Consider the following 23,745-nt stretch of genomic DNA (forward strand, 5'->3'; position numbering starts at 1 on the left):
TAATCGAGTCTGGAGAAACCTTATGTTGAAAAAAATGGCATTGGCTGCAGTTTTGGCCGTTGGTTCTACCGCTGCATTTGCAGATAAAGATGTAGGTTGTGGTATTGGTTCACAAATTTGGGAAGGGCAGTCTGGCAAAGTCGCTAAAATTTTAGCGGGTACCACAAACGGTCTTTTTGCTAACCAACTTTTCGGTATCACCTTTGGTACTTTAGGTTGTAGCGGTACAGGTACGGTGACTGCTCAGGCAGTAACATTTACCAATGAAAATGCAGAGTCTTTGGCACGCGATATGGCAGTCGGTGAGGGTGAAAGTCTAAATGTACTGGCTGAACTGCTCAATATTCAGTCTGAAGATAAAGCGCGTTTCTTTGAAGTATCTAAACAAAACTTCGCAAAAATCTATTCGGCTGAAAACCAAGATGCACTTCAAGTGTTAGCATCTTTACAAGCCGTTATGGCAACAGATAGCGTATTAAAAGCATACGTTTAATTGCACTATAAGACCCTGTCTTTAAGGCAGGGTTTTTCATATCTAAAAAGAAGAAGACTCAACTCTGCATGAAATCGCTTCTCCTCTTTTCCAGTGCGCTGTTTAGCACCACGATCTTTGCTCAAGCACCCCGCTCAGCAGAGTTTTATATTGAAAAAGCCCATCAGCTTGAGCTTGCCTCAAATGTGACTTGGCAACGTTTGATGTATGCGAATACTTCGGGAAATAGTGAAGTGACCTATCGCCCATTCTTCTATAGCGAACACGGACAAACCCAACTCAAGCAAGAACTTGATGCAAATATTGTGGCACTTTTTACACAGGCCGCCGCGAATGAATCCATTCAGTGTCGCTTTCCTGCACGTTCAAAATGGCTCATAAGACAACTTGATATTGCACTGAATCAATTTCCTAAAGCATCCTGTCCTGAACTGGATGAATGGATTGGGCAAATTAAGCCGTATAAGGCGACTTTAATTTATGCCACAGACTTTATGGGTAATCCCAGTTCGATGTTTGGACATACTTTGTTAAGGCTCGATCCTAAAGACCAAAAACAACTAAACTTAGTCTCTTATGCGGTAAATTACGCAGCGACAGTGGCCAATAGCGACAGTTTTTCTTTTGCGTGGAAGGGATTAACTGGGCAGTATCCGGGTGAGTATTCGCTCATGCCGTACTACCGAAAAGTGAAAGAATATGGTGATTTGGAAAGCCGTGATCTGTGGGAGTACGAGTTAGCCCTGACTCCTGAAGAAACCAAAACCATGGTTGAGCATATTTGGGAGCTCAAACATGTGCAATTTCCTTACTACTTTATCAGTGACAATTGTGCTTATCGTTTACTGGGTTTAATTGATTTGGTTCGTCCAGATATCAATTTACAACAGCAATTTAAAACCGCAGCCATTCCAGTTGAGACCATTAAGGCTGTGGATGACAATGATTTAATTGCAGAAAGTGCTTACCGTCCTGCCTTAGAAACTCAATTACTCGCACAGGCTAAACAACATGGACAGAGCTTGGCTGTGGCTGCAAATCATATTGTGCAATTAACACCTGCTCAAATGCCAACATTTTTAAATCAGTATTCTTTGGCTGATCAAGCGCGTATTTTAGAGATGGCTTACGATCATCTATATTTACAATTGATTGCGCAAAAAGTTACAGCAGAAGAGGCTCAGCCCCGCATTCGAGAATTATTGGGTTTGCGTAGTCAAATTGATTTGGAAAAACAGCGAAAAGCGGTTGAAACTCCCAAAGTAGATCCTGTCAAAGGACATCATGCACGGACTTTGCAACTGGAGGGAGGTAAGTTACAGGGAGACTCGTACTTCCAACTGAGTCATCGTCAGGCCTATCATGATTTGATCGACCCACAAGGCGGTTTTCGTTTAGGCACACAGCTTAAGTTCCTCGCAGGTAGCCTAGAGTACCGTGATGACCGACTGAAATTACAAGAGTTAAATTTGTTAGAAGTGAATGCTTATAGCCCATTAACTGCATTTAAAACCCCTTTAAGTTGGGGCTTTAATGTGGGATGGCAGCAAGAATCATTGGAGCGAAATGGTGAATTTAGTGAGCAGGATCAACACGGTGTATTCAATCTATCCAGTCAGTTTGGTTATAGTGTAGCAGACCAAGATCGCAAGCATTTATGTTATGTCCAATTGCAAAACCGGATTCAAGTTGGTCAAGCGCTAGAGCGTGATTGGCGAATGGGGATTGGACCAACATTGGGCTGTCAGAACATTTGGACTGAACATGTCAATAGTTTGGTACAAGTAGAATTGCCATATTGGGAAGATAGTCATCAATGGCAAGTCAGACTGAACACTCAACTGCAATATGTATTGAATCAGCAAAATGCATTACGGATTCATTGGCAGTATCAACAGCAAAAAGGCAAAGATTGGGATCAGACTGGGCTGAGTTATATCCGTTTTTTTTAGTACGACTTAGTTTTAGAGCTCCACGAATGGAGCTTTTTTATGTCTAGAATCGCTGTTAAAACACACAAATATCAGTGTTTGATTTTTATAAGACCTTGAAAGCTTACCTTGATGATGAAAATATGCATTAAAATTTGTTATATTAATCACATAAATTTCGAGCGATTCTCAAAATATATAAATAGGTAGGCTTTATGAATGATGAATGCATGGCTAAGTTGGCCGAGCAGTGGGGTAAAATTTGCCAACATTATTCAGTGAATGATCACATTAAAGCGCAAAATTTCATACAGCAGCATTCATTTGTATTGGTCAATGAATTTTATCGCAATATTGTTTTGGAGCCTGAAGCGGCTGATTTCTTTAAAGATGACATTATTCAACAACGCTTAAAAAACAGTTTAAACCAATGGTTGATTGAAAGCTTTGATGTAGCTTTGAATCAAGCTTATTTTACTGCAGTCGAAAAACAACAAAAAGTGGGACAGGTACATGCGCGGGTAGGCATTCCTTCATGGTTGATCATGCGTGGTATTCGTGAGATTGAAATCAAGATTTTGCAACTACTAGATGAACTTCAGCTCAAAAACAGTCATCAAATGCTCAGTTATATGCTGCAAATTATGGGTTTTGCCACTGAAATTATGTGTAGATCTTATGAGGCAAATACCGAACAGAGCCATGAAGTAAAACATAGCTACCGTTTATTTTCTGCAATGCAAGATGTAGCCGTGCAAAAAGATAAGCAGCGCAGTATTTTACTCGATTGGGAAAATGAGTTGATGTTCAAGGTTTTTTCCGAGCATCCGCAGTTACAGCATATTGCTTTGTCCAAGTCTGAGTTTGGTTTGTGGTTTGTGCATAAGGCCGCGTATGCGTTCACAGGTGCAGAACAGGTTGAGACTATTATTGGTTTGATTCAGCAAGTAGATGCACTGAATTTACATGTACTTGACTGCCAGGATCAAACACAAAAGATCGAGCGTATTCAAGACATTCGTGAAATGAACCGACAGATTCAGCACTTGGTCGATCAACTGTTTCAAGTGACTGAATATATAGACTCAGGTAATGACTCTCTGACTCAGCTTCTTAATCGCCGTTATTTAAGTACAATTGTATCTCGTGAAATTAATTTTGCTCGTAGAAATGATGCACCTTTAAGTTTGCTGGCGATTGATGCAGATTATTTTAAAGGGATTAATGATAAATATGGCCATACGGCAGGGGATTTGGCCTTACGTTTTATTGCTGAAGTCTTGTTGGATGTGGCGAAGGGGAGTGACTACGCTTTCCGAGTTGGCGGTGAAGAGTTTTTATTACTTTTGGTTGACAGTAATCTCCAAAGGGCTTCGGATGTTGCTGAAACGATTCGTAGCCGTATTCAAGAGACATCCATTCGAACGCCTTTAGGACAAAGCTTTAGCTTTACGGTGAGTATTGGTTGCACCATTTATAATGGTCATCCTGATTATCAGCGCTTTTTAGACACCGCTGACGCAGCACTGTATACGGCTAAAAATAATGGCCGTAACTGTATTCATGTAAGTGAAAAACTTTTGAGTGTTTAAGGTATAGGCTAAAAACTCAGAACACAAAACAATTCTAAGTCGTTTCTTGAGGCACTTATACCTCAACAATTACATAGTATTTTTTGACAGCTTCAACGACTTCAAATGTGCCAATAAAACTTGGTGGAATAATGCCTGCCTGTCCTGCTTTTACTTCAATGACGTTTTGTGTGTGGGCATCATGAATACGGACACATCCCTCCATGACTTGAAAGAATTCTTGTTTATTGTCTGCAAAGTGAATATTCCATGCCCCAACTTCACAATGCCAAATTCCGCAAGCCATATGCGGATGTTCATATAGGCTGTAGGTTTGGCGTTCAGGATTTCCTTGCACTAAACGGTCTGGACGTGGAAAATCAATACTGTGTTCGCCTTGGGTTAAACCATGACCTGCTAACCAAATTACTGACATTGTTCATTTCTCTAAACAAAAAAGAATCATGCGATAAGTTTTGCATAAAAAAGCCCCAACATCTGTTGAGGCTGAATACCGCAGAGATTAATAACTTTCAGGAACCGCACTTAAAAACTCGCGACGTTCTTCTTTATTGGTTTTAAAGTCGCCAATAAAAGAAACCGTACGAGTCGTCGATTCTTGCTTACCAACACCACGCATCATCATGCACATATGAGCTGAGTCAATCATAACAGCAACACCACGTGCACCTGTCACTTCTGCAACTGCTTCTGCAATTTGTTGGGTGAGGTTTTCTTGGATCTGTAGGCGACGTGCAAACATTTCGGTAATACGTGCAAATTTAGACAAACCAAGTACATGGCCTTCAGGCAAATACGCAATATGTACGCGACCATAGAACGGTAGTAAATGATGTTCGCACAATGAATAAAATTCGATATTTTTAACCAATACCATTTCACGGTTGTCCGATGGGAAAACCGCATTGTTGGTCACTTCTTCTAAGCTTTTGCTATAACCAGACGTTAAATACGAAAAAGCTTTAGCAGCACGCATAGGCGTATCGAGGAGACCTGGACGATTTAGGTCTTCACCAACGGCAGTTAGAATGTTAGCGTAGGATTGCTGCATAGACATAAGACGTGTTCACTTACACTGATATTGAACAAGGACGGCATTGTAGCAGAAAACTATTGCAATGCCTTGTTTTGGACTAAAATCCGATTACTGTTTAAACTTTGGATTTTTCTCGCTGCGTTTAAGTAAGACTAAAACAGCACCAGTACCACCTTGTTTTTCTGGAGCGCTTACAAAAGCGAGGACATCACGGTGTTGGCGTAGCCAGCCATTCACATAGGTTTTTAAAATGGCTTCTGGACCTTTACCATGTACAATTTTAATCACATTTTGATTTTCATCTTTCGCCATTTGAATAATTTGCAAGACAGCCACACGTGCTTCTTCAACGGTACAACCATGCAAATCAACAGCTTCAAACCAGCGGATGTTACCTGCTTTTAAGTCTTCAAATACTTTATGTTGTAGCGTAGCAATACGATAACTGAGCGCTGCTTGGCTCGCTACAGGGTTGAGCATCGCTTGAGTATCGGACAGCTCAGTTGCATCAGTTTGCATTGGACCTTCGGCTGCCGCACGTTTAGCTAAAGTTTGTGCATCCATTTTTTTCTTTGGATTTTTTTCTATTTTGGCAATATTTGCAGTCTCCATTTTCTGGACACCGTGCATTTGTTTTTGAAACAACGCGAAATCATCTTCTGGCTCAGCTTGAGCGACTTGAGCTTTGGCTTCAGACTGTTTGATGGCAGTCGAATGCGGGTTGGTGATCTGCTTTTTAAAGTCTTTCAGTAAATTAAACTGCTCTTTAGAAAGCGATGAATCATGTTTGCTCATAGGGTCAGAAAAATACGCAAAATAAGGAATGAGGCAGTAATTATAGTCTGAATTTGCAATGATTTGAACTGAATTGCACTTATAGGGAATAGTAATCAATTGAAGGGAAAATGATAGGTTATTTTAAAAACATAAGATTAAGTATCGCTTTTATTAGAGGCTGAAAATCATTAAACCTAAGTCAATGTTGTCCCGATAGGGCTCAACACATGACGTAGATTCAAGTTTGGCGTATTGCTTATACTTTAAGTGGGGGCAACTTAGCTTGCGTGTAAGCGACTGATGATTTTATCGAGTTTTTTATCAATTTGACCACGATATACATCAGGCAAAACACGTGAAATTTTTGCAAGTATACGGGCTTGAGTGCCAGGGATGATCATAAATTGAGAAGATAAAATTCCATCGTAAATTTCTGCGCAGGCTTTTTCAACGGGCATGCTACCTCCGAGTTGCTTTAAGGCTGCTGTAATTGGAGAACCATTTTTACGTTCCTCTGCCACGAGCGGCGTATCCACTTCTGGTGGACAGACTACAGCGACATCAATATTTTGACTGCGAAGTTCCATACGCAATACTTCAGCCAAGCCAACCACCCCAAATTTAGAAGAGCAGTAGCCTGTATAGCCATAGCAACCAACTAAACCTGCAGCAGAGGCAATAAACACCAGTTTAGGGTGTTTACCTTGTTGAACGGCTTGCTTGAGATATGCTAATGCAGCATGGGCTACGTTTCGGCTCCCGACAAGGTTGATGTTGATCTGACGTAAAAACTCCTCAGCACTCATGTCTTCAAAGGATTTGGCAACCACGATTCCAGCTGAGTTAATCAGTAGATCAGGCGGACCAAAGGCAGTAACGGCTTCTGCAAATTTTGCCTGTAGGGTATTTTCATTTTGTACATCAATTTCAAATCCACATACAGCAGGTGAGCGTTTTTGTAAGTCAATAACCGCTTCTTCAATCCCTGTATGAGCAAAAATACATACTTGATAGCGATCTTGAAGTAAGCGTTTGCTGAGTTCAAGACCGATACCACTACTGCCGCCAGTAACCCATGCTGTTTTCATATTCTTTTTCATTTCAATCTCCTGATGTGTATTTTAATTGTTAGGGCGATCAGATCACTTCACTTGGGAGTAATGCATCCGCAAACAGTGTACGAAGTTCAGCTTTTACAATTTTCCCCGTACCATTAATGGGTAAAGCATCCACAAAAATGACTGCATCAGGAATCTGCCAACGCGCAAGTTTATTTTCAAAATAGGCCCGTGCTTCTTCTTTGGTTAGCGTTGAGTTTTCTTGTTTCACGGCAATTAGAATTGGACGTTCATCCCATTTTGGATGACGCGCGGCAATCGCTGCTGCCATACGAATTTCAGGGTGGCCGACGGCAATATTTTCAATTTCGACTGAAGAAATCCACTCGCCGCCTGATTTGATCAGGTCTTTAGCACGGTCACAAATGGTCATATAACCATCAGCATTCAGGGTTGCAATATCACCTGTATCAAACCAACCATCGAATGTGGCTGCACTTTTCTCTTGGTTGAAATAGTGGTCGACAATCCAAGGACCTCGAATTTGTAAGTTGCCTTGTGTTCTACCATCATGAGCTAAAGGCGCGTGGTTGTTTTCGGCATCCACAATACGCAGTTCAACGCCAAAGGGTGGACGGCCTTGCGTTAGGCGAAGTTGTTCAAACTCTTCTGCATTTAAAGCAGCATGTTTGGCTTTAGGCTGGTTGACTGTACCAAGTGGGCTAGTTTCTGACATGCCCCAAGCATGAATGGTGTCACATGCGTAATTGTCTTTAAAATCGCGAATGATGGATGGTGGGCAAGCGGCACCGCCAACGACATTTCGGTTCATACTGGCTAAAGTTGTGCCACGTTTTTTCGCAGTTGCCAGTAAACCTTGCCAAATGGTTGGAACGCCTAAAGCCACGGTTACTTTATAGTCGTTAATTAAGCTGACTAGGCTGTCCCCATCAAGATTTGGTCCAGGAAGGACAACACTTGAACCTACCATGGCTGCTGCATAGGGGACTCCCCATGCATTTACGTGGAACATTGGCACCACAGGCATGACCGTATCATTGGCAGATAAATTTAAAGAATCTGGCAAAGCAATTGCCATGCTATGCAGTAAAGTAGAACGATGGCTGTACAACACTCCTTTAGGATTACCTGTTGTACCTGAGGTATAACATAATGAACTTGGAGTTTCTTCACTCAGCTGTGGCCAGTTAAAGTCAGTAGATTGATTTAGAATTAACTCATCATAGAAAATGACATTTGGTAGTACGGCCAAGACTTTTTCATCAGGTGAACCGTAGCAAATGAATTTTTCTACAGTGGGTACCTTGTCTTGAATCGCAGTGATTAAAGGTAAAAAGGTTGAGTCAAAGAAAATCACTTTGTCTTGCGCGTCATTAATAATAAAAATCAGCTGCTCGGGGAATAAGCGTGGATTAATGGTATGACAAACATAGCCACTCCCTGAAATTGCATACCAAGACTCTAAATGGCGGTGATTGTTCCATGCGATCGTGGCAAGGCGGTCACCTAAGTCAAGGTGAAATGTTTTCAATGCGTGAGCAAGACGTTTGCTATTTTGTTGAACTTCGTGCCAATTGGTCGTGGTGATTTGTCCAGTGACTTCTCGAGAAATAATGGTGGTATCAGCATGATATCTTGCAGCATGCTCAATTAAGTTACTAATTAACAAAGATTGGTGCATCATTTTGCCAAACATTTCGGTCATCCTTGGATTGAGTCATTGTTTTATAAATGAGGTTTTTAAGGTGAGTTAAAAACCTTTCGGCTGTTATTGAGCGCTCATTACAACTTCTGAGCCAGGCTTGATATAACGTGGCATTTTCTGTCCTGTTTGTTCTGCTATCACATGCAGTGTGCGCTCAATCCAGCCTGCATCCATAATGAACATGAGTGAGTCATCATCATTCAAATTCACATTTGCACCATCAATTACCATAAAGCCTTCAGCCCCGTCAGGGGTTGCTAAGGTGTGGATGGAACCCGCAGGTTCGAATAAATAGCTGCCCGCAGTTTGAACATCTTCTGGATATTCGACATAATGCCAAGAACCTGCTGTGGTGTAAAAATGTACAACACCTGTATGGAAATGGCGCGGTAGCACTGTACCTGCATCAAAGCGTGCATAAATCACCCATTTACCATTATCAGGATCTAAAAAGCACGGTGTTACGTGTACACCTGGTAAAGCATTTTTTATTTCGCCATCTTTAATGTTCATTGTTAATAAGCGATCTTGATGTTTGATTGACTGTGCAATGCTCATGACAAACTCCATGTATGTCTTCAATTTTAAAAAACAGGTATCAATTTCTTGAAATATAGATACCTGTGATTTCCACTTTTTGAGCATAACAATCTTGTAGAGGATGCAAACCATTCGAAAGAATGGATTTTCTATGCTTTAGCTAAACTCTAAAAGAATGGTTTAAGGTATGGGGGATCATGATTTTGGCTCAATATCACCTTATTCCATCAAACAGGCCAGACTAATTTATCAGTGTATTTGGTGTAGAATCGACTTAAGATGACCACTCCATGACAGTGTTGTGTTTTATGCAAAATTCAGGGAAATGAAGGTTGCTGCAACAATGTAATCAGAAAGATTGGATGAATAAAAAATGCAAGTGTTAAAGACCAAACTCAGTCGCCCAAGCATGGCAAGTGACCGAGCCATGCAACGCCCTCAACTGCTCAGTCAGATGGTGAATTATTGTCAGTCTTCCTTGGTTTTTATACATGCTGCAGCTGGGTATGGAAAAACGACACTCATGTACCAACTGAGTGAAAGGCTTGCTGCAAATGGAAAAAGAGTGGGTTGGTTAACTTTAGATAGTGATGATAATGACCCCATTCGTTTATATCAGTATTTACAATTGGCACTACTTCCCAGAGAGCAGTTAGTCGCCATTGCACATGGTCAAATACATAAGCAACATATTATTGAACTCGCCCAACAAGTCGCTTTAATAGAGATTGATACCGTTTTATTTATTGATGAACTCGATGTTTTAGACAACCAAGAAAGCTTAAATATCCTGTGGTGGTTATATCAATATTTACCTCAAAATGCCCATTTGGTGATTGCTTCAAGGGTTAAACCAAACTGGAGTTTTGTCAAAGAGTATCTCTTAGGACGCTTAAAATGGGTAACGGAAGAGCATTTAAGTATCAAGTCACAAGAAAGCCCTGAGTTAATTCACTTTTTACAACAACAAAATTTCGATCATGTAAGTTTAAGCCCTGAATTGGCTGAACAACTGATCCATAAAACAGAGGGGTGGTTTACAGGTATTCAGCTTACCAATTTATATTTGAAGGAAAATCAAGATATTCATGGGTTTATTCAAAATTTAAATGGTGCGCATCATCAGATTGTTAATTATTTGAGTGAGCAAGTTTTTTTACAGCAGGATGCTGAGATTCAACAATTTTTATTGCAAATTAGTGTCTTGAGAAAACTGAATGTGGCGTTGGTGATTGCACTTACAGCGAACAATACTGCACAGCAAATGCTAGATGCTATCAGTCAAAAGAGTCTGTTTATACAAGCTTTAGATGATCAAAGAATGTGGTATCGCATACATCATTTATTTCGAGATTTTCTACAAGCGAAGTTTAAACTTTTACAACCCGACTGCTATAAACAAATGCATTGTAAAGCAGCAGAATGGTTTAAGCAGCAACGTTATTTGATGGACGCGATCTATCATGCTCAGCAGGCAGAAGATCAACAACTGATTCTGTCTTTGCTCAATTCAGTTTGTCGTGAATTAATTTTAGAAGGGCGACATTATACTTTTTTGGAGTTAGTCAAACAGTTACCAGATGCTATTTTGCTGCAAAATCCTAAGTTACTCTATGACATTATTTGGTCTCTGGTGCTGACTCATCAAGCGACTTTAGCCAATCATTATCTACAGCTTTGGCATAGTGTTGATCAGCATGAGGCTTTGTTACAACATGAAGACCAATTGGGTTTAGCGCCTTTAATTGCCGTCTTGGAAGATAAGTTGGAACTCGCTTATACACAAGCACAGCAAAACTTGGCACAACTGGCAAGCACAGCCTATTTTTCTCGTGCTCCGCTTATTGGGATTGGGGCGCTCTATCAGATTTGTTCAGGACATATGACTGAAGGGCGGAAGCTACTCTTACAGACGCGTATTCTCTATTTGCAAGGCCATAACTTATATGGTTTAGCGATGGTCGATTGTGTTGATGCTTTATGTGACTATTTGCTTGGAGATTTAACACTTGCAGCAGAGAAATTTAGTCAAATTGGGCAAAGTGACGAATACCGTAATCTAGGCTTAGATGCGGATAATAAAGCGGCCATTATGAATATTCTGAGTAGTTTTAAAGCCGATCTATATTATGAAATGAATCGAATATCGCAGGTTGAAGATGCATTAATTGATTTCAATGGCGGTGACCATTTGGCCATGCCTGATATGGTTATGGTCGGCTATATTCTACAGATGCGTTTAGCGACTTTGCGCCAAGATCAGGCCGCAATACAGCTGTGTTCAAATCAAGCCCATACCCGTAGTAGTCAATGGTCACTTCCACGACTTGCACATACGGTGCAACTTTATGTGCAACAACAGTTAAACCCTTATTCAGGCTTGGCTGACGTTGGACAAGGCACCTTTAAACCTTTTCTAAATTTTACTCATTTGCTACGTGGGGACGATTTAATTCCTATTCGCACGCAAATTTTTACAGGCCAAGTACAGCCGGCTGTAGAGTATCTTAGTCAACAGTTAGACTTTTTTAAGATTTATCCTATACGGCAGGCACGAGTTCAAGTTTTACTGGCATTAGCACTATATCAGTTGAAACAGGCTGAACAGGCTTTAGACCATTTACAACAAGCGCTTGAGCGACTCATGCCCACACACACTGTGCGCGTCATTTTAGATGAGCATCCGTTCATTTGGGATATGTTAGCTGATTTAAGTCAGCATCTAGCTCGACAGCAACAAAAACATCTGACCACGCTTATAGCGTATATCCAGCACTTACAAAAGTTGCATCAAACTGAAACCAGTGGGGGTGTTTCGTTAAATAGCACGAAGGTTGAACCTTTATCGAAGCGTGAAATACAAATTCTGGAAAAATTAAGTCAGGGCTGTACCGATGCAGAAATATCCGAGTCGATTTTTTTATCCATCAATACGGTGAAGTGGCATTTGCGTAAAATCTATAACAAGCTACAGGTACGATCAAGAATGGAAGCAGTGAATGAAGCCAAAAAACAGGGTTTAATTGAATAATTTGAGATCGCATCAGTTTTGTAGGTGGTGTTATTTGACAAGATCTTCAACAGCTTTTTGAAAGGACATATCACAAAGTATTCAGGGCAAGACTTAGCTCTTACCCTGAAATTTTGATTAGAGTGTTTCGGGTGTTCCAAACAGCTCAGTGAAAGCGTGGTCAGGTCGTGGTTGTTTCATAAAACTTTCACCGACCAAGAAAGCATGGATGTCATGCTCTTGCATCATCGCAACATCCGCAGGTGTTGCAATACCGCTTTCAGTGACCAGTAAACGTGAGGGTTCAAGCAGTTTTTTCAAACGAATCGAGGTGTTTAGGTCGACATCAAAGGTTTTTAAATTGCGGTTATTGACACCTAACAAACAACGTTCAGAGAGGCGTAGTGCACGTTCAAGCTCTGCTTCATCATGTACTTCAACCAACACATCCAAATTCTGCTCAAAAGCTGTTTTGGACATTTCTTCGAGTTGTTGATCAGATAAACACGCCACAATCAGAAGAATACAGTCAGCATGTAAAGCACGTGCTTCAATCACCCCATAAGGGTCAATTAGAAAGTCTTTACGCAATGCTGGTAGGCCACAGTGAGAACGTGCAATTTGGATATTTTCATCGGCGCCTTGGAAGAAGTCGGCATCAGTAAGCACAGACAAACAGGCTGCGCCTGCTGCTTCATACTGTTGCGCAATTTCAGCAGGATCGAAGTTTTCACGAATGATCCCTTTAGACGGAGATGCTTTTTTAATTTCAGCAATCACACCAGGTTTTTTACTCAGTAAAGACTGAGCAAAACCACGCACTGGCGTTGCCTCAAGTGCCCATTCTTCAACATCTTTATAGCTACGTTGTTTGAGGCGTGCAGCAAACTCTTCCTGCTTACGATCTACAATTTTGCCTAAAATCGTATTTGCGATATCTACCATGACAAAATCCTGTCTATCAAGCGTCGTATTGTTTAAGAGTTTTAGTGAATTCGGCAAGGATGCTCATTTTTTCTAAAGCCTGACCACCATAGATAATGTCATGTGCCAAAGCCACACCTTGCTTATAGCTGGTGCAAAGTCCTGAGACATACAGACCAGCACCTGCGTTTAAAGCAATCATATTGGCTGCTTTTTCACCTTTTTCAGATTTCTTTTTGCCTAAAGCATCTTTAATCAAAGTCAGGCTTTCCGCAGAGTCTTGGATCATCAAACCGGTTAAGGTTTGCGATTCGATACCAACATCTTCAGGTTGGATTTCCCACTCGACCACCTCACCATGTTTTAGTTCAGCCACATAGGTACTTGATGCAAGGCTAATTTCATCCAAACCATCTTTAGAATGAACCACCATGACATGTTCTGCACCCAGTTGTTTCATGACTTCTGCAATTGGACGGCACAATTCAGTCGAAAAGACGCCAATCACTAGACGTTTTACCCCAGCCGGATTCGTAAGCGGGCCGAGTAAATTGAAAATACTGCGGATGCCTAACTCACGACGTGGGCCGACTGCATATTTCATGGCCTTATGATGATTTGGTGCAAACAAGAAACCAACGCCCATTTCACGAATACAACGTTCAGTTTGTTGCATGTTTAAGTCAAGCTGGATGCCTGCTTGTTCTAACAAGTCAGATGAACCTGATTTGGTTGAAACACCACGGTTACCATGTTTAGCAATGGTTGCACCTGCTGCTGCAATCACAAAAGCCGATGCGGTCGAGACGTTAAATAAATTCTGACCGTCGCCACCTGTACCTACAATATCGACTAAATAAGGCACATCACTGACATCAATTTTGATGGCAAACTCGCGCATGACACGAGCTGCGGCGGTAATTTCATCAATACTTTCGCCTTTTAAGCGTAAACCCATCATCAGTGCACCAATTTGGGCATCTGTTGCTTCACCATTCATGATGGTACGCATGACCTCTTCCATTTGCGGTTGGGTCAATTCAATATTTTTGGTGATGTTATTTAAAGCCTGTTGAATATTCATTTTTCACTGCACTCATTTATGCATAAATTTCTAAAAAGTTCTTAAAGATTTGATGGCCATGCTGACTCAAGATAGATTCAGGGTGAAACTGAACGCCTTCAACGGCAAGCGTCTTATGTTTTACACCCATGATTTCTTCAATGGAACCATCTGTTTCATTGGTCCAGCAGGTCACTTCTAAGCATTCAGGCAAAGTTGCTTGATCAATCACCAGTGAGTGATAGCGCGTCGCTGAAAATGGAGATGGCAGGTTGCTAAAAATGCCTTTATTGGAGTGATGCATATCAGACAAACGACCATGCATTACTTTTTTGGCACGAATGATATCGCCGCCAAAAGCTTGACCAATTGCTTGATGTCCTAAGCACACACCTAATAATGGAATTTTTCCAGCAAAGTGCTGAATAGCTGGAATGGAAATTCCTGCTTCTGATGGTGAACATGGGCCAGGACCAATCACCAGATACTTAGGTTGCCATCGCTCAATATCTTCTAATGTCACGGCATCATTACGCACTACTTTTACTTCTTGATTTAACTCGCCAAAATACTGGACGATGTTGTATGTAAAAGAGTCATAGTTGTCGATCATGAGAAGCATTTTGAGCATAACCTCTTGAAATTTATTATAGTAATTAACATTGCTAAATAGTGTTTCTCACAATGTTACTCACTTTGCATAAAGTTATTAATAAGTGAAGGCCTGAAAAAAGCCGCTTATTAGGCGGCTACTGTATCAGATTCTGATGTATTTGTAACAACTGACTGAACATAAGAAAGAAGCCAGTAGCTCTTTCGGCCATCCTTACATGGCTTATTATACCGACCCTCTCGAATACGTGAATCTAGTGTTTCAGGTTCAATATTTAGCATGTGAGCAAACTCTTGTCGCCCAATGCACCTTTCAATTAAATTTTGCTTTAAGAGTTGTTCAACAGCATTAGTCATGCGCTCTAGAACTGCAGAATCAACTTTATCTGCGTGTTGTGGGAACTGTGTGATTAATTGAACTACATAAAAGATTTAATTTAAATTATTCAGATATTTAATGTATATTATTGACGCTTAATTTAAGAAACAAAGAAGAAAATAAACGATGAAATTACGAATAGTAACTAGCTCTATTTTATTATGTATTTGCAGTGGGTTTACTCAAGCGGGGAGTGCATCACAAGCTATGGCATCTCTGCCACACTATCAACAGGGAAACACTGGTAGTTCAACCAGCAAAGTAGATGATAAATACGCTTATACTAAAGAGCTAAGAATCATTACACGCGGTACAAGAGCTAAAACTTCTACAGCTCAAGTAGCTAAACTACTTTTATTGGGTAGTAATACGGCAATTTATAAAGACGAGCTGGTTGGGAATGTGATTGAAGATATTCAAGACAGATCTAAACTTCAAAACCCACAAGAAGATATTAATAAAAATCTAAAGGACTATGTGGCTTCGGGAGCATATAAAAATATTCAAAAAACTGAAGTAAATAGCATTAACAGTATTGCTGTCGTGGCAGCTCGCCCATACTGGTCATTGGTTTACGACTCAAGCGATAAGAATATAGAAAACGGCTATAGTTTGAATTTTGGAGTGATTACAAAAGCATTTGCTCCTTATAGTGCAGATAATTTCACAGTGAATTTTGACGTGAATAACAAATCGTGCAGCTATAATAGCGGACCGCAATCATTAGAGGCGTGGAAAGAAAATGATTATGCACTTGTTAAAGTACATCGCGACAAAGCAATTGAATCTTGTACCAAGAAATATATTGAAGATATAAATACGGCTATACATAAGGCTGAAATCTAAAGTGATTTAAGTAAAAGAGATCGGCAATCGCCGGTCTTTTTTGGCTATCTTGTTATACGTAGCTATACAAAGGGGTATTTATGGTAGCACTTAATGATCCTGTAAAAATGTTTATAATTCAGTATTTTGTATACTTTGAAACTCCCTCAACAAGTAGTAGAAGCTGTAAAGCAAGAATATAAGATTGAAATCACACGCCAACAGGTAGCACTTTATGACCCAACCAAGGTTGCAGGTCGAAATCTCAGTAAGAAATTAAAAGACTTGTTTACCCGCACACGCAAAGACTTCCGAGCAAATATCGAAGACATTGCGATAGCTAACAAGGCATTTCGCCTTAAAGAGCTACAAGGTATGTACGATGATTCAGGAAAAAACAAACGGCTTAAACAGAATTTACTGAAACAAGCCTTCCAAGAAACGGATGGCCGTGTAACAAAGCAAGAGATCACGGGCAAAGATGGCAAGCCAATCGAGACTTTAAATTCCAATGTTTCAACTGAGAGCTACAAGAAAAATTTGAATGGCTATTTTGGCTTTAGGTATAGACAAAAATATTTAAAAAACTGAAGTCAATAGTATGAACAGAATAGAAATCGAGGTGACTTGCGCATACTGGTCATTGGTCTATAACGTTAGCGATAAAACCGTAGATGATGGCTACAGTATGAATTTGGGGGTACTTAAAAAAGTATTTGCGTCCCATAGTGCAGATAAGTTTACTGCGAGTTTCAACCTGAATAACAAAGGGTATTTATAGCAGTGAAGTACAACCACTGGCGACATGGAAAGAAAATGATTATGTGCTGGTCAAAGTTCATCGCGATAAAGCCAAAGAGGCCTGTACTCAAAAATATATATTGAAGAAATAGATGCTGCTCTACTCAAAGCTTAAATTTCATTTTATATCGGTCAAATACTTGGCTAAATGTCGGTCTTTTTATTGATGTTGTTGTATCTCACTATGCAAAGCGAGCTTAATGGTAGGGCGAAAGTGCTTATGAAATTTTGTATAATTCAGTCTATTGTCTGCTTTGTGATTGCTTTCATTATAGTCTTGGGGCAAACAGCAACTGGACTTGATTTTATGTGTGATTTCGGTGTGTGAATGGCGATAAAGTCGAGTGAAGGTGTAAGAACAGTTCAACCACCAGTAAAATGTCACCAAAACAGAGCATATTTTTTTGAATAGACTGAACTATTCGGCTTGTAGCTACTTGTGTATTATGCTTTGTTGTTTTTTTATTTTATATAAAAACATATACTTGTAATCAATATGCAAGTTTTTTTAGATAATCTTCATTTGGAAATATGTGCAATATATAGAAATAAAGATCAAAATAATGGACGATATACTCGCATATTTTAGAAAAAATGAGTAAAAAAAGCACAGAAAATACAAAAACGCACCATTATGAATCATGCTGAAAATCTTTTAGATTAAATATCATGAAGCATGCGTGAATATGGTGCATTTAGTTTTTAGCTCAGTATAATAGAGTAAAAGCAAATGCTTCAAAACGGTTATTCTAATAAGGAATTCAACATTTTAGCTAAGCTTTTTAAAGTTGGTACGGTAATTGCTTTAAAAGAACCAACTACTAACACGCACTGAAGAGTGCAACAAAAAATCATCGGAGTAAAATGAGCATGGCGAATAAGGTCCTACAACTCATCCAAGAAAGTGGTGCAAAATGGGTCGATTTCCGTTTTACGGATACGAAGGGTAAAGAGCAACACGTAACTTACCCAGCAGATACTATCGATGAAGATACTTTTGAAGACGGTAAAATGTTTGATGGTTCTTCAATTGCGGGTTGGAAAGGCATTGAAGCATCAGACATGATCTTACGCCCAGATGCTGCAACTGGTTTTATTGACCCATTCTTCGCTGAGCCAACAGTAGTTGTTACTTGTGATGTTATCGAACCATCAACTGGTCAAGGTTATGACCGTGATCCACGTTCGATTGCTCGCCGTGCTGAAGAATACCTAAAATCGACAGGTATTGGTGATACTGCATTCTTTGGTCCTGAACCAGAATTCTTCGTATTTGACGAAGTGAAGTGGGAAGTTGATATGTCTGGCGCACGCCATACATTGATCGCGGAAGAAGCTGCTTGGTCTACAGGTAAGGATTACGAATCAGGTAACTCTGGTCACCGTCCACGTGTGAAAGGTGGTTATTTCCCAGTTCCTCCAGTTGACTCTTCACATGACATGCGTGCTGATATGTGTGCGCGTATTGAAGACATCATGGGCCCAGGTCGTGTAGAAGTACATCACCACGAAGTTGCATCTTGCCAGTTAGAAATTGGTGTAAGCTTCAATACAATGGTTCGTAAAGCAGACGAAGTACAACAGTTCAAATATGCTGTTTGGAATGTTGCACACCAATATGCAAAAACCGCAACTTTCATGCCTAAACCAATGGTGGGTGATAACGGTTCTGGTATGCACGTTCACATGTCTATCTCTAAAGATGGCAAGAACTTGTTTGCTGGTGATGAATATGCTGGTCTTTCTGAGATGGCGCTTTACTTCATCGGTGGTGTAATCAAGCATGCTCGCGCATTGAACGCAATTACTAACCCTTCTACTAACTCGTACAAGCGTTTAGTTCCACACTTCGAAGCACCAATTATGCTTGCTTACTCAGCACGTAACCGTTCTGCTTCTATCCGTATTCCTTACGTTTCTAGCCCGAAAGGCAAACGTATTGAAGCTCGTTTCCCAGATCCAATGATGAACCCGTACTTAGGTTTCGCAGCATTATTGATGGCGGGTATCGACGGTATCCAAAACAAGATTCACCCAGGTGAAGCTGCTGACAAGAACTTATATGATCTTCCTCCAGAAGAAGAAGCAAAAATCCCTACAGTTGCGCACAGCCTAGATATGGCTCTTGAAGCGCTTCAAGCGGATCATGAATTCTTACTGAAAGGTGGTGTATTCACTAAAGAAATGCTTGATGCATATATCGAACTTAAAACTGAAGAAGTGCGTCGCTTGAATACGACAACTCACCCAGTTGAATTTGATATGTACTACAGCTTGTAATTCTGAACTGAATTTCACTGTAAAAAACCCGCGCTAGTCGCGGGTTTTTTTGTATCATCTGTTTAACTTGAAAAAAAGTGATGAGAGTGATGGCACAACGTAAGAAGCACACCAGTTTTTATCCTTGGGTTGACCCTAAGAATCATGACAAAGGGTTTAAGCTAAATTTTTCGATGGTGACGTATATCGAAGTTGGTCGTACCTCTGAAGGTTATAAGCAGGCAGAGTTTGTTGCATTGAAAAGCCCTGAGTTGGCATTGGATTATGATTATCCTCAAAGTTTTTATTTGAGTGCTGAAGGTTTTATTTTAGTGAAAACACCACAAGGTGCATTTGAAACCATTGCAAAGACAGATAATTGTTAGTGGCTGATCTTAGAATAGCATCAAAGGCATTTTCATAACTCAATAAGCGTGAAGTGCGCAGTAAAATCAATGGTACAGGTAGGCTTATGCAGCAGATTCCAACGGAACTAAAAACATGGTTATATGCTTCGGGTTCACTTACGCAACAACTAACGGATTTGGCAGATGGAGCGTTTAGGGTTCAACCCACCAAAGAGCATTTTCAGCGTCTTCAATTTATTGATGCTAAATGGATGGATATGCCGTATCAGCATATTTCATGGGTGCGAGAAAGTTTTTTATATGGCAGTGACGCAGAGCCTTGGGTTAAAGCTAAAAGTATTTTTCCGATTTTAAGTTTACGAGGTCGTGCTCGACTATTTAAACATATTGGAAAAAAACCTATAGGTTGGTTTTTATTTCAGCGTACCAATCCAGCATGTGAACGCCGTGTTATTTGGTTGGATGATGGCTGGACAAGACAGAGCTGTTATACTTGGCACGGCTGTAAGTTTATTGTTCAAGAAACGTTTTTAGCGAGCTTTGAACAGTTCTTGCAGAAGCAAAATTCAGCAAGTGAAGGACAGTCATGACCGCTGCACATCAGATTACTTGGCGTGAACGTTTAGAAGCCTATTATTATTTATGTCGTTTTGACAAGCCAATTGGTACGGAGTTGGTATTTTGGCCCACCATGTGGGCATTATGGATTGCTAACCGAGGTATGCCGACTCTAAACATCTTAATTCCGATGATTTTAGGCACAATTTTTATGCGTGCAGCAGGCTGTGCCATCAATGATTTTGCTGACCGTAAAGTTGATGCACATGTAGAACGCACCAAGACACGTCCATTAGCAACAGGGATTATTAGCGCTAAAGAAGCAATTTATGTGTTTTTAGCTTTGGTTTTCGCTAGTGCTTGTATGCTGTTGTTTTTACCAATTGAAACGTTCTATTGCTCCTTTGGCGCGTTGTTCCTTGCCTTTATTTATCCTTTTATGAAGCGCTATACCCATTTGCCACAGGTGTTTTTGGGTGCGGCATTTTCATGGTCAATTCCTATGGCCTATACCGCTGTTGGAGAGCCTTTAGGCCTTACATGTTGGTTGTTGTATTTTGGCAATCTTGCTTGGACAGTTGCTTACGATACTCAGTATGCAATCACTGACCGTGAATATGATTTAAAAATTGGCGTGAAATCAACAGCCATCCTATTTGGTCGTTTTGATATTCAAATTATTGCGCTATTACAAGTTGCGAGTGTTGTCTTAATTGGGACGGCACTTTACTTAGAAAGTTTATTGATACCGTTTGGTTTAATAGCATTATTTATGGTTATGCTGGATTTTCTTTACCAATGGACTAAAACCAGAGACAAAAATCCACAGCGTTGTTTTTGGGCATTTCGTCATAATCGTTGGGTAGGTTTGATTATTTTTGTTGGAATCTTTTTAGAATTAAATATTTAAAATAAACTTTTGTTCAAAAAGCATCCTATACAGGGTGCTTTTTTTATGCCTTAATAAAATGGCATGTAGTTTCATGCTTAAAAAACAATGATCAAAAAAGGATATTTTATGAAACATTCGAAAATAGCTTTAGCCCTGACAGTTGCTGTTTCAACACTGTCTTTAACCGCTTGTAATGATGATGACAATTCGTCTAGTTCACATCAACAATCAAGCTATGTGTCTGAAGGGAACTATGCTTTAGATACCGTGGAAAATAGTTCATCTATTAAAGTCATGACTTATAACCTGACGAATGTGCAGGGGAAGACAGCGACCGCAACGGCAATGGTTTTATTTCCACAGGTAACTCAACCTAAAGATGGTTATCGTGTGGTGGTCTGGGAGCATGGAACGGTTGGAGGTGCAGATGATTGTGCCCCAAGTAAAAACGTCATTCATCCTCGCTTCAAAATTTTAGCAAATAGCTTATTGGCTGCAGGTTATGTCATTGTTGCCCCTGATTATGAGGGGTTGGGTACACCAGGTGTACATCCTTATTTGAACTTATCTAGTCAGGCTAATTCCGCAATTGCAGCGGTAAAAGCGGCAAAAGAGCATTACGGTAAGCAGTTAAATGGCGCTTGGATGTCGATTGGTCAATCACAAGGTGGGCATGCTTCTTTGGGTACAGCAGAATTTGCCAATACAGATACAACTTATAAGGGGGCAGTAGCAGGTGCACCTGCATCTAGTCTAGGGCAAATTATTCAAATTTATCTTGATCCACAGTTTAATCTGGATACGAATGGCGTGCCCAAAGCACATGGTCTTAATAGGTTAGATGAGCAATTACAACAGGTTCGTTATGCAGTTGCAAACAAGATCATTACAGCAGAACAAGGACAAGCGACAATTGATCAAATTGCAGATGGTTATGCTGAACTTTTGGCTTATGCAGCACTGGCAAGCTCAGGTATTAAAGCGTATCAACCTGATTATGATTTAAAAAATATCTTTACCGCTGATGCTGCTGATATTGCAGAAAGTGCGTATGGTCGTAATGGTGATGATGGTGCCTGTTTGAGTTATCCAGAACCGAATAGTGCCAATGGATTACAAGAACAATTTAAAGCTGGCGTTGTAGAGTTTTTGGCAGATCCAACCCATTGGACTTCACAGTATGGTATTGATTTAAATAAAATGAAATCAGATCCAGTGGTTCAGAAATTCTTGGTTGATAATCAGCCTGCAACTAATGCGACTGCTGCGAAAGTGATTAAAACTCCTGTATTTATTATTCAAGGTGCAAATGATCAAGCCGTACTGCCTGTGGTAACACAAGCCTTATATGCAAACATGAAAGCGAACGCGACCAGCTACTTCCCACAACAGGCTTATGCTGATGGTTATAAATTAACGATTGTACCGAATGCGAGTCACACCCAAGCTATTGTTTGTCAAAATGCAAATGCGGTTGATTTTATACAGACTTATATGTCTGCGGGGACAGGTATAGTGTTAACTGATGCAGAAAAAGATGCGAGTAGCAACCAACATTGCACAGGTATCGTGCCATCATAGTATAGATGGAATGATTTGATTGTAGAAAGAGCCTCATGATTAAGGCTCTTTTTGTTATAGTGTTGGCCCATTGAAATTTTAATATGTGAAAAATAGGCTTATTATGGTGAAATCAGCAAATAAATTAAGCCCAAAAGTCATACTGGTGGCAAGTCTAGGAATTGTGATCCCGCTTTTTATTTTGACGATGGCCTATGTAGCAGTAAAAAGTGATGCGAAAAACCAGGCTGAATATCAACGGATTAAAGAGAAGCAGCAGCAACTCATTCAAGAAAAAATGGCGGCTGAAAAGCGATTAGCAGAACAAAAGGCGAGTGGAGCAGTAGAGCGCTAGCCTATGCGCTTTTTGCAGAAGCATAATAATCCAGTTGTTTGTGTAATTGTCGTATGCTGGGAATTTCAGTAAAACGTAGAACCATATAACCTGCTTCATTCAACATCGCATCACGCTCTGCATCTTCTTGTTCTTTGCCTAGGTGGGAAGGGTCATCCAACTCAATAATGACCACCACATCCAATTGCTCATTCAATAAAACAAAATCGGTAACTTTACGGTTAAATTTGGCCCGTATTTTATAGTGATCACTGGTAATCAACGAACTAAATGAAACTTGAGCGAGAATATGATAGCGCGGAAAGGCTTCTTTTAAGCGAATAAACATTTTACGTTCAAACGGCGTAATGACGTGTTTGGCATAAAATTTTTGCTTAGAGCGAAACAGGTCAGGGTAGACCATCATCACTAAGATAATAGTGGCGAAGCAGCCGATGATAAAAAAGATGATTTGACTCAGATTGAACACAATATTTTCTATCGCAAAGAAAAAACCCACTCGAATGGAGTGGGTTTTTAGAATTTTGGCTCTCCAACCTGGGCTCGAACCAGGGACCTGCGGATTAACAGTCCGTCGCTCTACCGACTGAGCTATTGGAGAATCTGCACGCATTCTATGTGCCAAAGCACGCAGGGTCAAGTCTTTGCGCTGATATTTTTATGAAATTTACGTTAAATGATTTAAAAATAAACGCTTTAGCTTTTATCGAAGCTGTGCTGAATACTATATCTTTAGCGTCATCAACTTAGCTTAATATTTAATGGTATTGGTCAGTTCTATGAAAACATGGATTGAGAAGGAGTAGATATGGGTTTCTTGATTGCACACTGATGATATAAAAGAAAAAAGCCCAAGGCATTGTGCTTGGGCTTTTTAAAATTTGGCTCTCCAACCTGGGCTCGAACCAGGGACCTGCGGATTAACAGTCCGTCGCTCTACCGACTGAGCTATTGGAGAATCTGAAATGCAGTATAGAGAAATTTTT

23 protein-coding genes, 2 tRNA genes and 1 pseudogene are annotated in these 23,745 nt (G+C 40.2%); 13 read left to right on the forward strand and 13 right to left on the reverse strand.

The window, feature by feature from the left end; translation table 11 throughout:
* Nucleotides 1–22: 22 nt before the first annotated feature.
* The 3 genes from GBI16_RS09830 to GBI16_RS09840 all read left to right on the forward strand — a co-directional run bounded on the left by GBI16_RS09830 (nt 23) and on the right by GBI16_RS09840 (nt 4,016).
* A complete protein-coding gene (locus tag GBI16_RS09830) occupies nt 23–493 on the forward strand; it encodes a DUF3015 family protein (RefSeq protein WP_110974490.1) in 471 nt (156 codons plus the stop codon).
* 68 nt (nt 494–561) lie between these two features.
* Nucleotides 562–2,445: a DUF4105 domain-containing protein gene (locus tag GBI16_RS09835; RefSeq protein ID WP_151707004.1), complete on the forward strand. Its 1,884-nt coding sequence runs from the start codon at nt 562–564 to the stop codon at nt 2,443–2,445.
* Nucleotides 2,446–2,639: 194 nt separating this feature from the next.
* Nucleotides 2,640–4,016 carry a diguanylate cyclase gene (locus tag GBI16_RS09840; protein WP_086208017.1) on the forward strand — a complete coding sequence of 459 codons (1,377 nt, stop codon included), beginning with the start codon at nt 2,640–2,642 and terminating at the stop codon, nt 4,014–4,016.
* Nucleotides 4,017–4,071: 55 nt separating this feature from the next.
* Here GBI16_RS09840 and GBI16_RS09845 read toward each other — a convergent pair whose 3' ends face one another.
* From GBI16_RS09845 to GBI16_RS09870, 6 genes are all read right to left on the reverse strand, one after another.
* A complete protein-coding gene (locus GBI16_RS09845; RefSeq protein WP_086208016.1) occupies nt 4,072–4,431 on the reverse strand; it encodes a cupin domain-containing protein in 360 nt (119 codons plus the stop codon).
* A gap of 87 nt (nt 4,432–4,518) precedes the next feature.
* Nucleotides 4,519–5,067, reverse strand: a complete 549-nt coding sequence (gene folE / locus GBI16_RS09850) for a GTP cyclohydrolase I FolE (protein WP_171264403.1) — start codon at nt 5,065–5,067, stop codon at nt 4,519–4,521.
* A 93-nt stretch (nt 5,068–5,160) separates the two neighbouring features.
* The gene (locus tag GBI16_RS09855; RefSeq protein ID WP_086208014.1) at nt 5,161–5,847 is read right to left on the reverse strand and encodes a Smr/MutS family protein; all 687 of its coding nucleotides are present in this window, start codon (nt 5,845–5,847) and stop codon (nt 5,161–5,163) included.
* Nucleotides 5,848–6,107: 260 nt separating this feature from the next.
* Nucleotides 6,108–6,929: an SDR family NAD(P)-dependent oxidoreductase gene (locus GBI16_RS09860; protein ID WP_228146957.1), complete on the reverse strand. Its 822-nt coding sequence runs from the start codon at nt 6,927–6,929 to the stop codon at nt 6,108–6,110.
* 37 nt (nt 6,930–6,966) lie between these two features.
* Nucleotides 6,967–8,604 carry a long-chain fatty acid--CoA ligase gene (locus GBI16_RS09865; RefSeq protein WP_151707005.1) on the reverse strand — a complete coding sequence of 546 codons (1,638 nt, stop codon included), beginning with the start codon at nt 8,602–8,604 and terminating at the stop codon, nt 6,967–6,969.
* Between the two features lie 72 nt (nt 8,605–8,676).
* Nucleotides 8,677–9,171: a 2,4'-dihydroxyacetophenone dioxygenase family protein gene (locus GBI16_RS09870; protein WP_119063117.1), complete on the reverse strand. Its 495-nt coding sequence runs from the start codon at nt 9,169–9,171 to the stop codon at nt 8,677–8,679.
* Between the two features lie 355 nt (nt 9,172–9,526).
* Here GBI16_RS09870 and GBI16_RS09875 point away from each other — a divergent pair, with 355 nt between their 5' ends.
* On the forward strand, nt 9,527–12,184 hold the full coding sequence (locus GBI16_RS09875) for a LuxR C-terminal-related transcriptional regulator (protein ID WP_171494557.1): 2,658 nt from the start codon (nt 9,527–9,529) through the stop codon (nt 12,182–12,184).
* Between the two features lie 117 nt (nt 12,185–12,301).
* Here GBI16_RS09875 and trpC read toward each other — a convergent pair whose 3' ends face one another.
* The 4 genes from trpC to GBI16_RS18940 form a co-directional block, all read right to left on the reverse strand.
* The gene (gene trpC, locus GBI16_RS09880) at nt 12,302–13,108 is read right to left on the reverse strand and encodes an indole-3-glycerol phosphate synthase TrpC (RefSeq protein WP_086208011.1); all 807 of its coding nucleotides are present in this window, start codon (nt 13,106–13,108) and stop codon (nt 12,302–12,304) included.
* 16 nt (nt 13,109–13,124) lie between these two features.
* Nucleotides 13,125–14,171 (reverse strand): anthranilate phosphoribosyltransferase, encoded by a 1,047-nt coding sequence (gene trpD / locus GBI16_RS09885; RefSeq protein WP_086208010.1) that lies wholly within the window; start codon nt 14,169–14,171, stop codon nt 13,125–13,127.
* A 16-nt stretch (nt 14,172–14,187) separates the two neighbouring features.
* Nucleotides 14,188–14,772, reverse strand: a complete 585-nt coding sequence (locus GBI16_RS09890; RefSeq protein WP_086208248.1) for an aminodeoxychorismate/anthranilate synthase component II — start codon at nt 14,770–14,772, stop codon at nt 14,188–14,190.
* A gap of 119 nt (nt 14,773–14,891) precedes the next feature.
* Nucleotides 14,892–15,119, reverse strand: coding sequence for a hypothetical protein (locus tag GBI16_RS18940; protein ID WP_086208009.1), 228 nt, complete (start codon nt 15,117–15,119; stop codon nt 14,892–14,894).
* Nucleotides 15,120–15,267: 148 nt separating this feature from the next.
* On the opposite strand from GBI16_RS18940, the gene GBI16_RS09900 reads away from it, so the two are divergent.
* The 9 genes and pseudogenes from GBI16_RS09900 (at nt 15,268) to GBI16_RS09940 (ending at nt 22,759) form a co-directional block, all read left to right on the forward strand.
* Nucleotides 15,268–15,987, forward strand: coding sequence for a hypothetical protein (locus GBI16_RS09900; RefSeq protein WP_139841339.1), 720 nt, complete (start codon nt 15,268–15,270; stop codon nt 15,985–15,987).
* Nucleotides 15,988–16,067: 80 nt separating this feature from the next.
* A pseudogene (locus tag GBI16_RS09905) lies at nt 16,068–16,557 on the forward strand (DUF2280 domain-containing protein).
* Nucleotides 16,558–16,567: 10 nt separating this feature from the next.
* Complete coding sequence (locus tag GBI16_RS09910) at nt 16,568–16,747, forward strand: hypothetical protein (protein WP_151707006.1); 180 nt, start codon at nt 16,568–16,570, stop codon at nt 16,745–16,747.
* 884 nt (nt 16,748–17,631) lie between these two features.
* Nucleotides 17,632–19,047 carry a type I glutamate--ammonia ligase gene (gene glnA, locus GBI16_RS09915; RefSeq protein WP_171264393.1) on the forward strand — a complete coding sequence of 472 codons (1,416 nt, stop codon included), beginning with the start codon at nt 17,632–17,634 and terminating at the stop codon, nt 19,045–19,047.
* Nucleotides 19,048–19,136: 89 nt separating this feature from the next.
* The gene (locus GBI16_RS09920) at nt 19,137–19,412 is read left to right on the forward strand and encodes a hypothetical protein (RefSeq protein ID WP_151707007.1); all 276 of its coding nucleotides are present in this window, start codon (nt 19,137–19,139) and stop codon (nt 19,410–19,412) included.
* An 86-nt stretch (nt 19,413–19,498) separates the two neighbouring features.
* Entirely contained in the window at nt 19,499–19,984 is a 486-nt protein-coding gene (locus GBI16_RS09925; RefSeq protein ID WP_151707008.1) for a chorismate lyase, read from the forward strand.
* The gene (ubiA, locus tag GBI16_RS09930; protein ID WP_086208004.1) at nt 19,981–20,862 is read left to right on the forward strand and encodes a 4-hydroxybenzoate octaprenyltransferase; all 882 of its coding nucleotides are present in this window, start codon (nt 19,981–19,983) and stop codon (nt 20,860–20,862) included. Before GBI16_RS09925 ends, ubiA begins: the two co-directional genes overlap by 4 nt.
* A 108-nt stretch (nt 20,863–20,970) precedes the next feature.
* Entirely contained in the window at nt 20,971–22,425 is a 1,455-nt protein-coding gene (locus tag GBI16_RS09935; RefSeq protein WP_086208003.1) for a S9 family peptidase, read from the forward strand.
* A gap of 103 nt (nt 22,426–22,528) precedes the next feature.
* Entirely contained in the window at nt 22,529–22,759 is a 231-nt protein-coding gene (locus tag GBI16_RS09940; RefSeq protein ID WP_086208002.1) for a hypothetical protein, read from the forward strand.
* Between the two features lies 1 nt (nt 22,760).
* Here GBI16_RS09940 and GBI16_RS09945 read toward each other — a convergent pair whose 3' ends face one another.
* From GBI16_RS09945 to GBI16_RS09955, 3 genes are all read right to left on the reverse strand, one after another.
* Entirely contained in the window at nt 22,761–23,228 is a 468-nt protein-coding gene (locus GBI16_RS09945) for a DUF2726 domain-containing protein (RefSeq protein WP_139841337.1), read from the reverse strand.
* A 56-nt stretch (nt 23,229–23,284) separates the two neighbouring features.
* Nucleotides 23,285–23,360, reverse strand: a tRNA-Asn gene (locus GBI16_RS09950).
* A 281-nt stretch (nt 23,361–23,641) separates the two neighbouring features.
* Nucleotides 23,642–23,717 (reverse strand) — tRNA-Asn (locus tag GBI16_RS09955).
* Nucleotides 23,718–23,745: the final 28 nt, after the last annotated feature.

This window comes from Acinetobacter sp. TUM15064, from assembly GCF_008980265.1.
Taxonomy (GTDB): Bacteria; Pseudomonadota; Gammaproteobacteria; order Pseudomonadales; family Moraxellaceae; genus Acinetobacter.

Bases quoted from the DNA above. Each gene is read 5' to 3' on its own strand.
- trpD (WP_086208010.1), bottom strand. From the start codon at position 14,171: ATGAATATTCAACAGGCTTTAAATAACATCACCAAAAATATTGAATTG.
- GBI16_RS09935 (WP_086208003.1), top strand. From the start codon at position 20,971: ATGAAACATTCGAAAATAGCTTTAGCCCTGACAGTTGCTGTTTCAACA.
- GBI16_RS09840 (WP_086208017.1), top strand. From the start codon at position 2,640: ATGAATGATGAATGCATGGCTAAGTTGGCCGAGCAGTGGGGTAAAATT.
- folE (WP_171264403.1), bottom strand. From the start codon at position 5,067: ATGCAGCAATCCTACGCTAACATTCTAACTGCCGTTGGTGAAGACCTA.
- GBI16_RS09875 (WP_171494557.1), top strand. From the start codon at position 9,527: ATGCAAGTGTTAAAGACCAAACTCAGTCGCCCAAGCATGGCAAGTGAC.
- GBI16_RS09910 (WP_151707006.1), top strand. From the start codon at position 16,568: ATGAACAGAATAGAAATCGAGGTGACTTGCGCATACTGGTCATTGGTC.
- GBI16_RS09890 (WP_086208248.1), bottom strand. From the start codon at position 14,772: ATGCTTCTCATGATCGACAACTATGACTCTTTTACATACAACATCGTC.
- GBI16_RS09830 (WP_110974490.1), top strand. From the start codon at position 23: ATGTTGAAAAAAATGGCATTGGCTGCAGTTTTGGCCGTTGGTTCTACC.
- GBI16_RS09870 (WP_119063117.1), bottom strand. From the start codon at position 9,171: ATGAGCATTGCACAGTCAATCAAACATCAAGATCGCTTATTAACAATG.
- GBI16_RS09860 (WP_228146957.1), bottom strand. From the start codon at position 6,929: ATGAAAAAGAATATGAAAACAGCATGGGTTACTGGCGGCAGTAGTGGT.
- GBI16_RS09865 (WP_151707005.1), bottom strand. From the start codon at position 8,604: ATGTTTGGCAAAATGATGCACCAATCTTTGTTAATTAGTAACTTAATT.
- GBI16_RS09940 (WP_086208002.1), top strand. From the start codon at position 22,529: ATGGTGAAATCAGCAAATAAATTAAGCCCAAAAGTCATACTGGTGGCA.
- GBI16_RS09920 (WP_151707007.1), top strand. From the start codon at position 19,137: ATGGCACAACGTAAGAAGCACACCAGTTTTTATCCTTGGGTTGACCCT.
- trpC (WP_086208011.1), bottom strand. From the start codon at position 13,108: ATGGTAGATATCGCAAATACGATTTTAGGCAAAATTGTAGATCGTAAG.
- glnA (WP_171264393.1), top strand. From the start codon at position 17,632: ATGAGCATGGCGAATAAGGTCCTACAACTCATCCAAGAAAGTGGTGCA.
- GBI16_RS09900 (WP_139841339.1), top strand. From the start codon at position 15,268: ATGAAATTACGAATAGTAACTAGCTCTATTTTATTATGTATTTGCAGT.
- GBI16_RS09835 (WP_151707004.1), top strand. From the start codon at position 562: ATGAAATCGCTTCTCCTCTTTTCCAGTGCGCTGTTTAGCACCACGATC.
- GBI16_RS09925 (WP_151707008.1), top strand. From the start codon at position 19,499: ATGCAGCAGATTCCAACGGAACTAAAAACATGGTTATATGCTTCGGGT.
- ubiA (WP_086208004.1), top strand. From the start codon at position 19,981: ATGACCGCTGCACATCAGATTACTTGGCGTGAACGTTTAGAAGCCTAT.
- GBI16_RS09855 (WP_086208014.1), bottom strand. From the start codon at position 5,847: ATGAGCAAACATGATTCATCGCTTTCTAAAGAGCAGTTTAATTTACTG.
- GBI16_RS18940 (WP_086208009.1), bottom strand. From the start codon at position 15,119: ATGACTAATGCTGTTGAACAACTCTTAAAGCAAAATTTAATTGAAAGG.
- GBI16_RS09845 (WP_086208016.1), bottom strand. From the start codon at position 4,431: ATGTCAGTAATTTGGTTAGCAGGTCATGGTTTAACCCAAGGCGAACAC.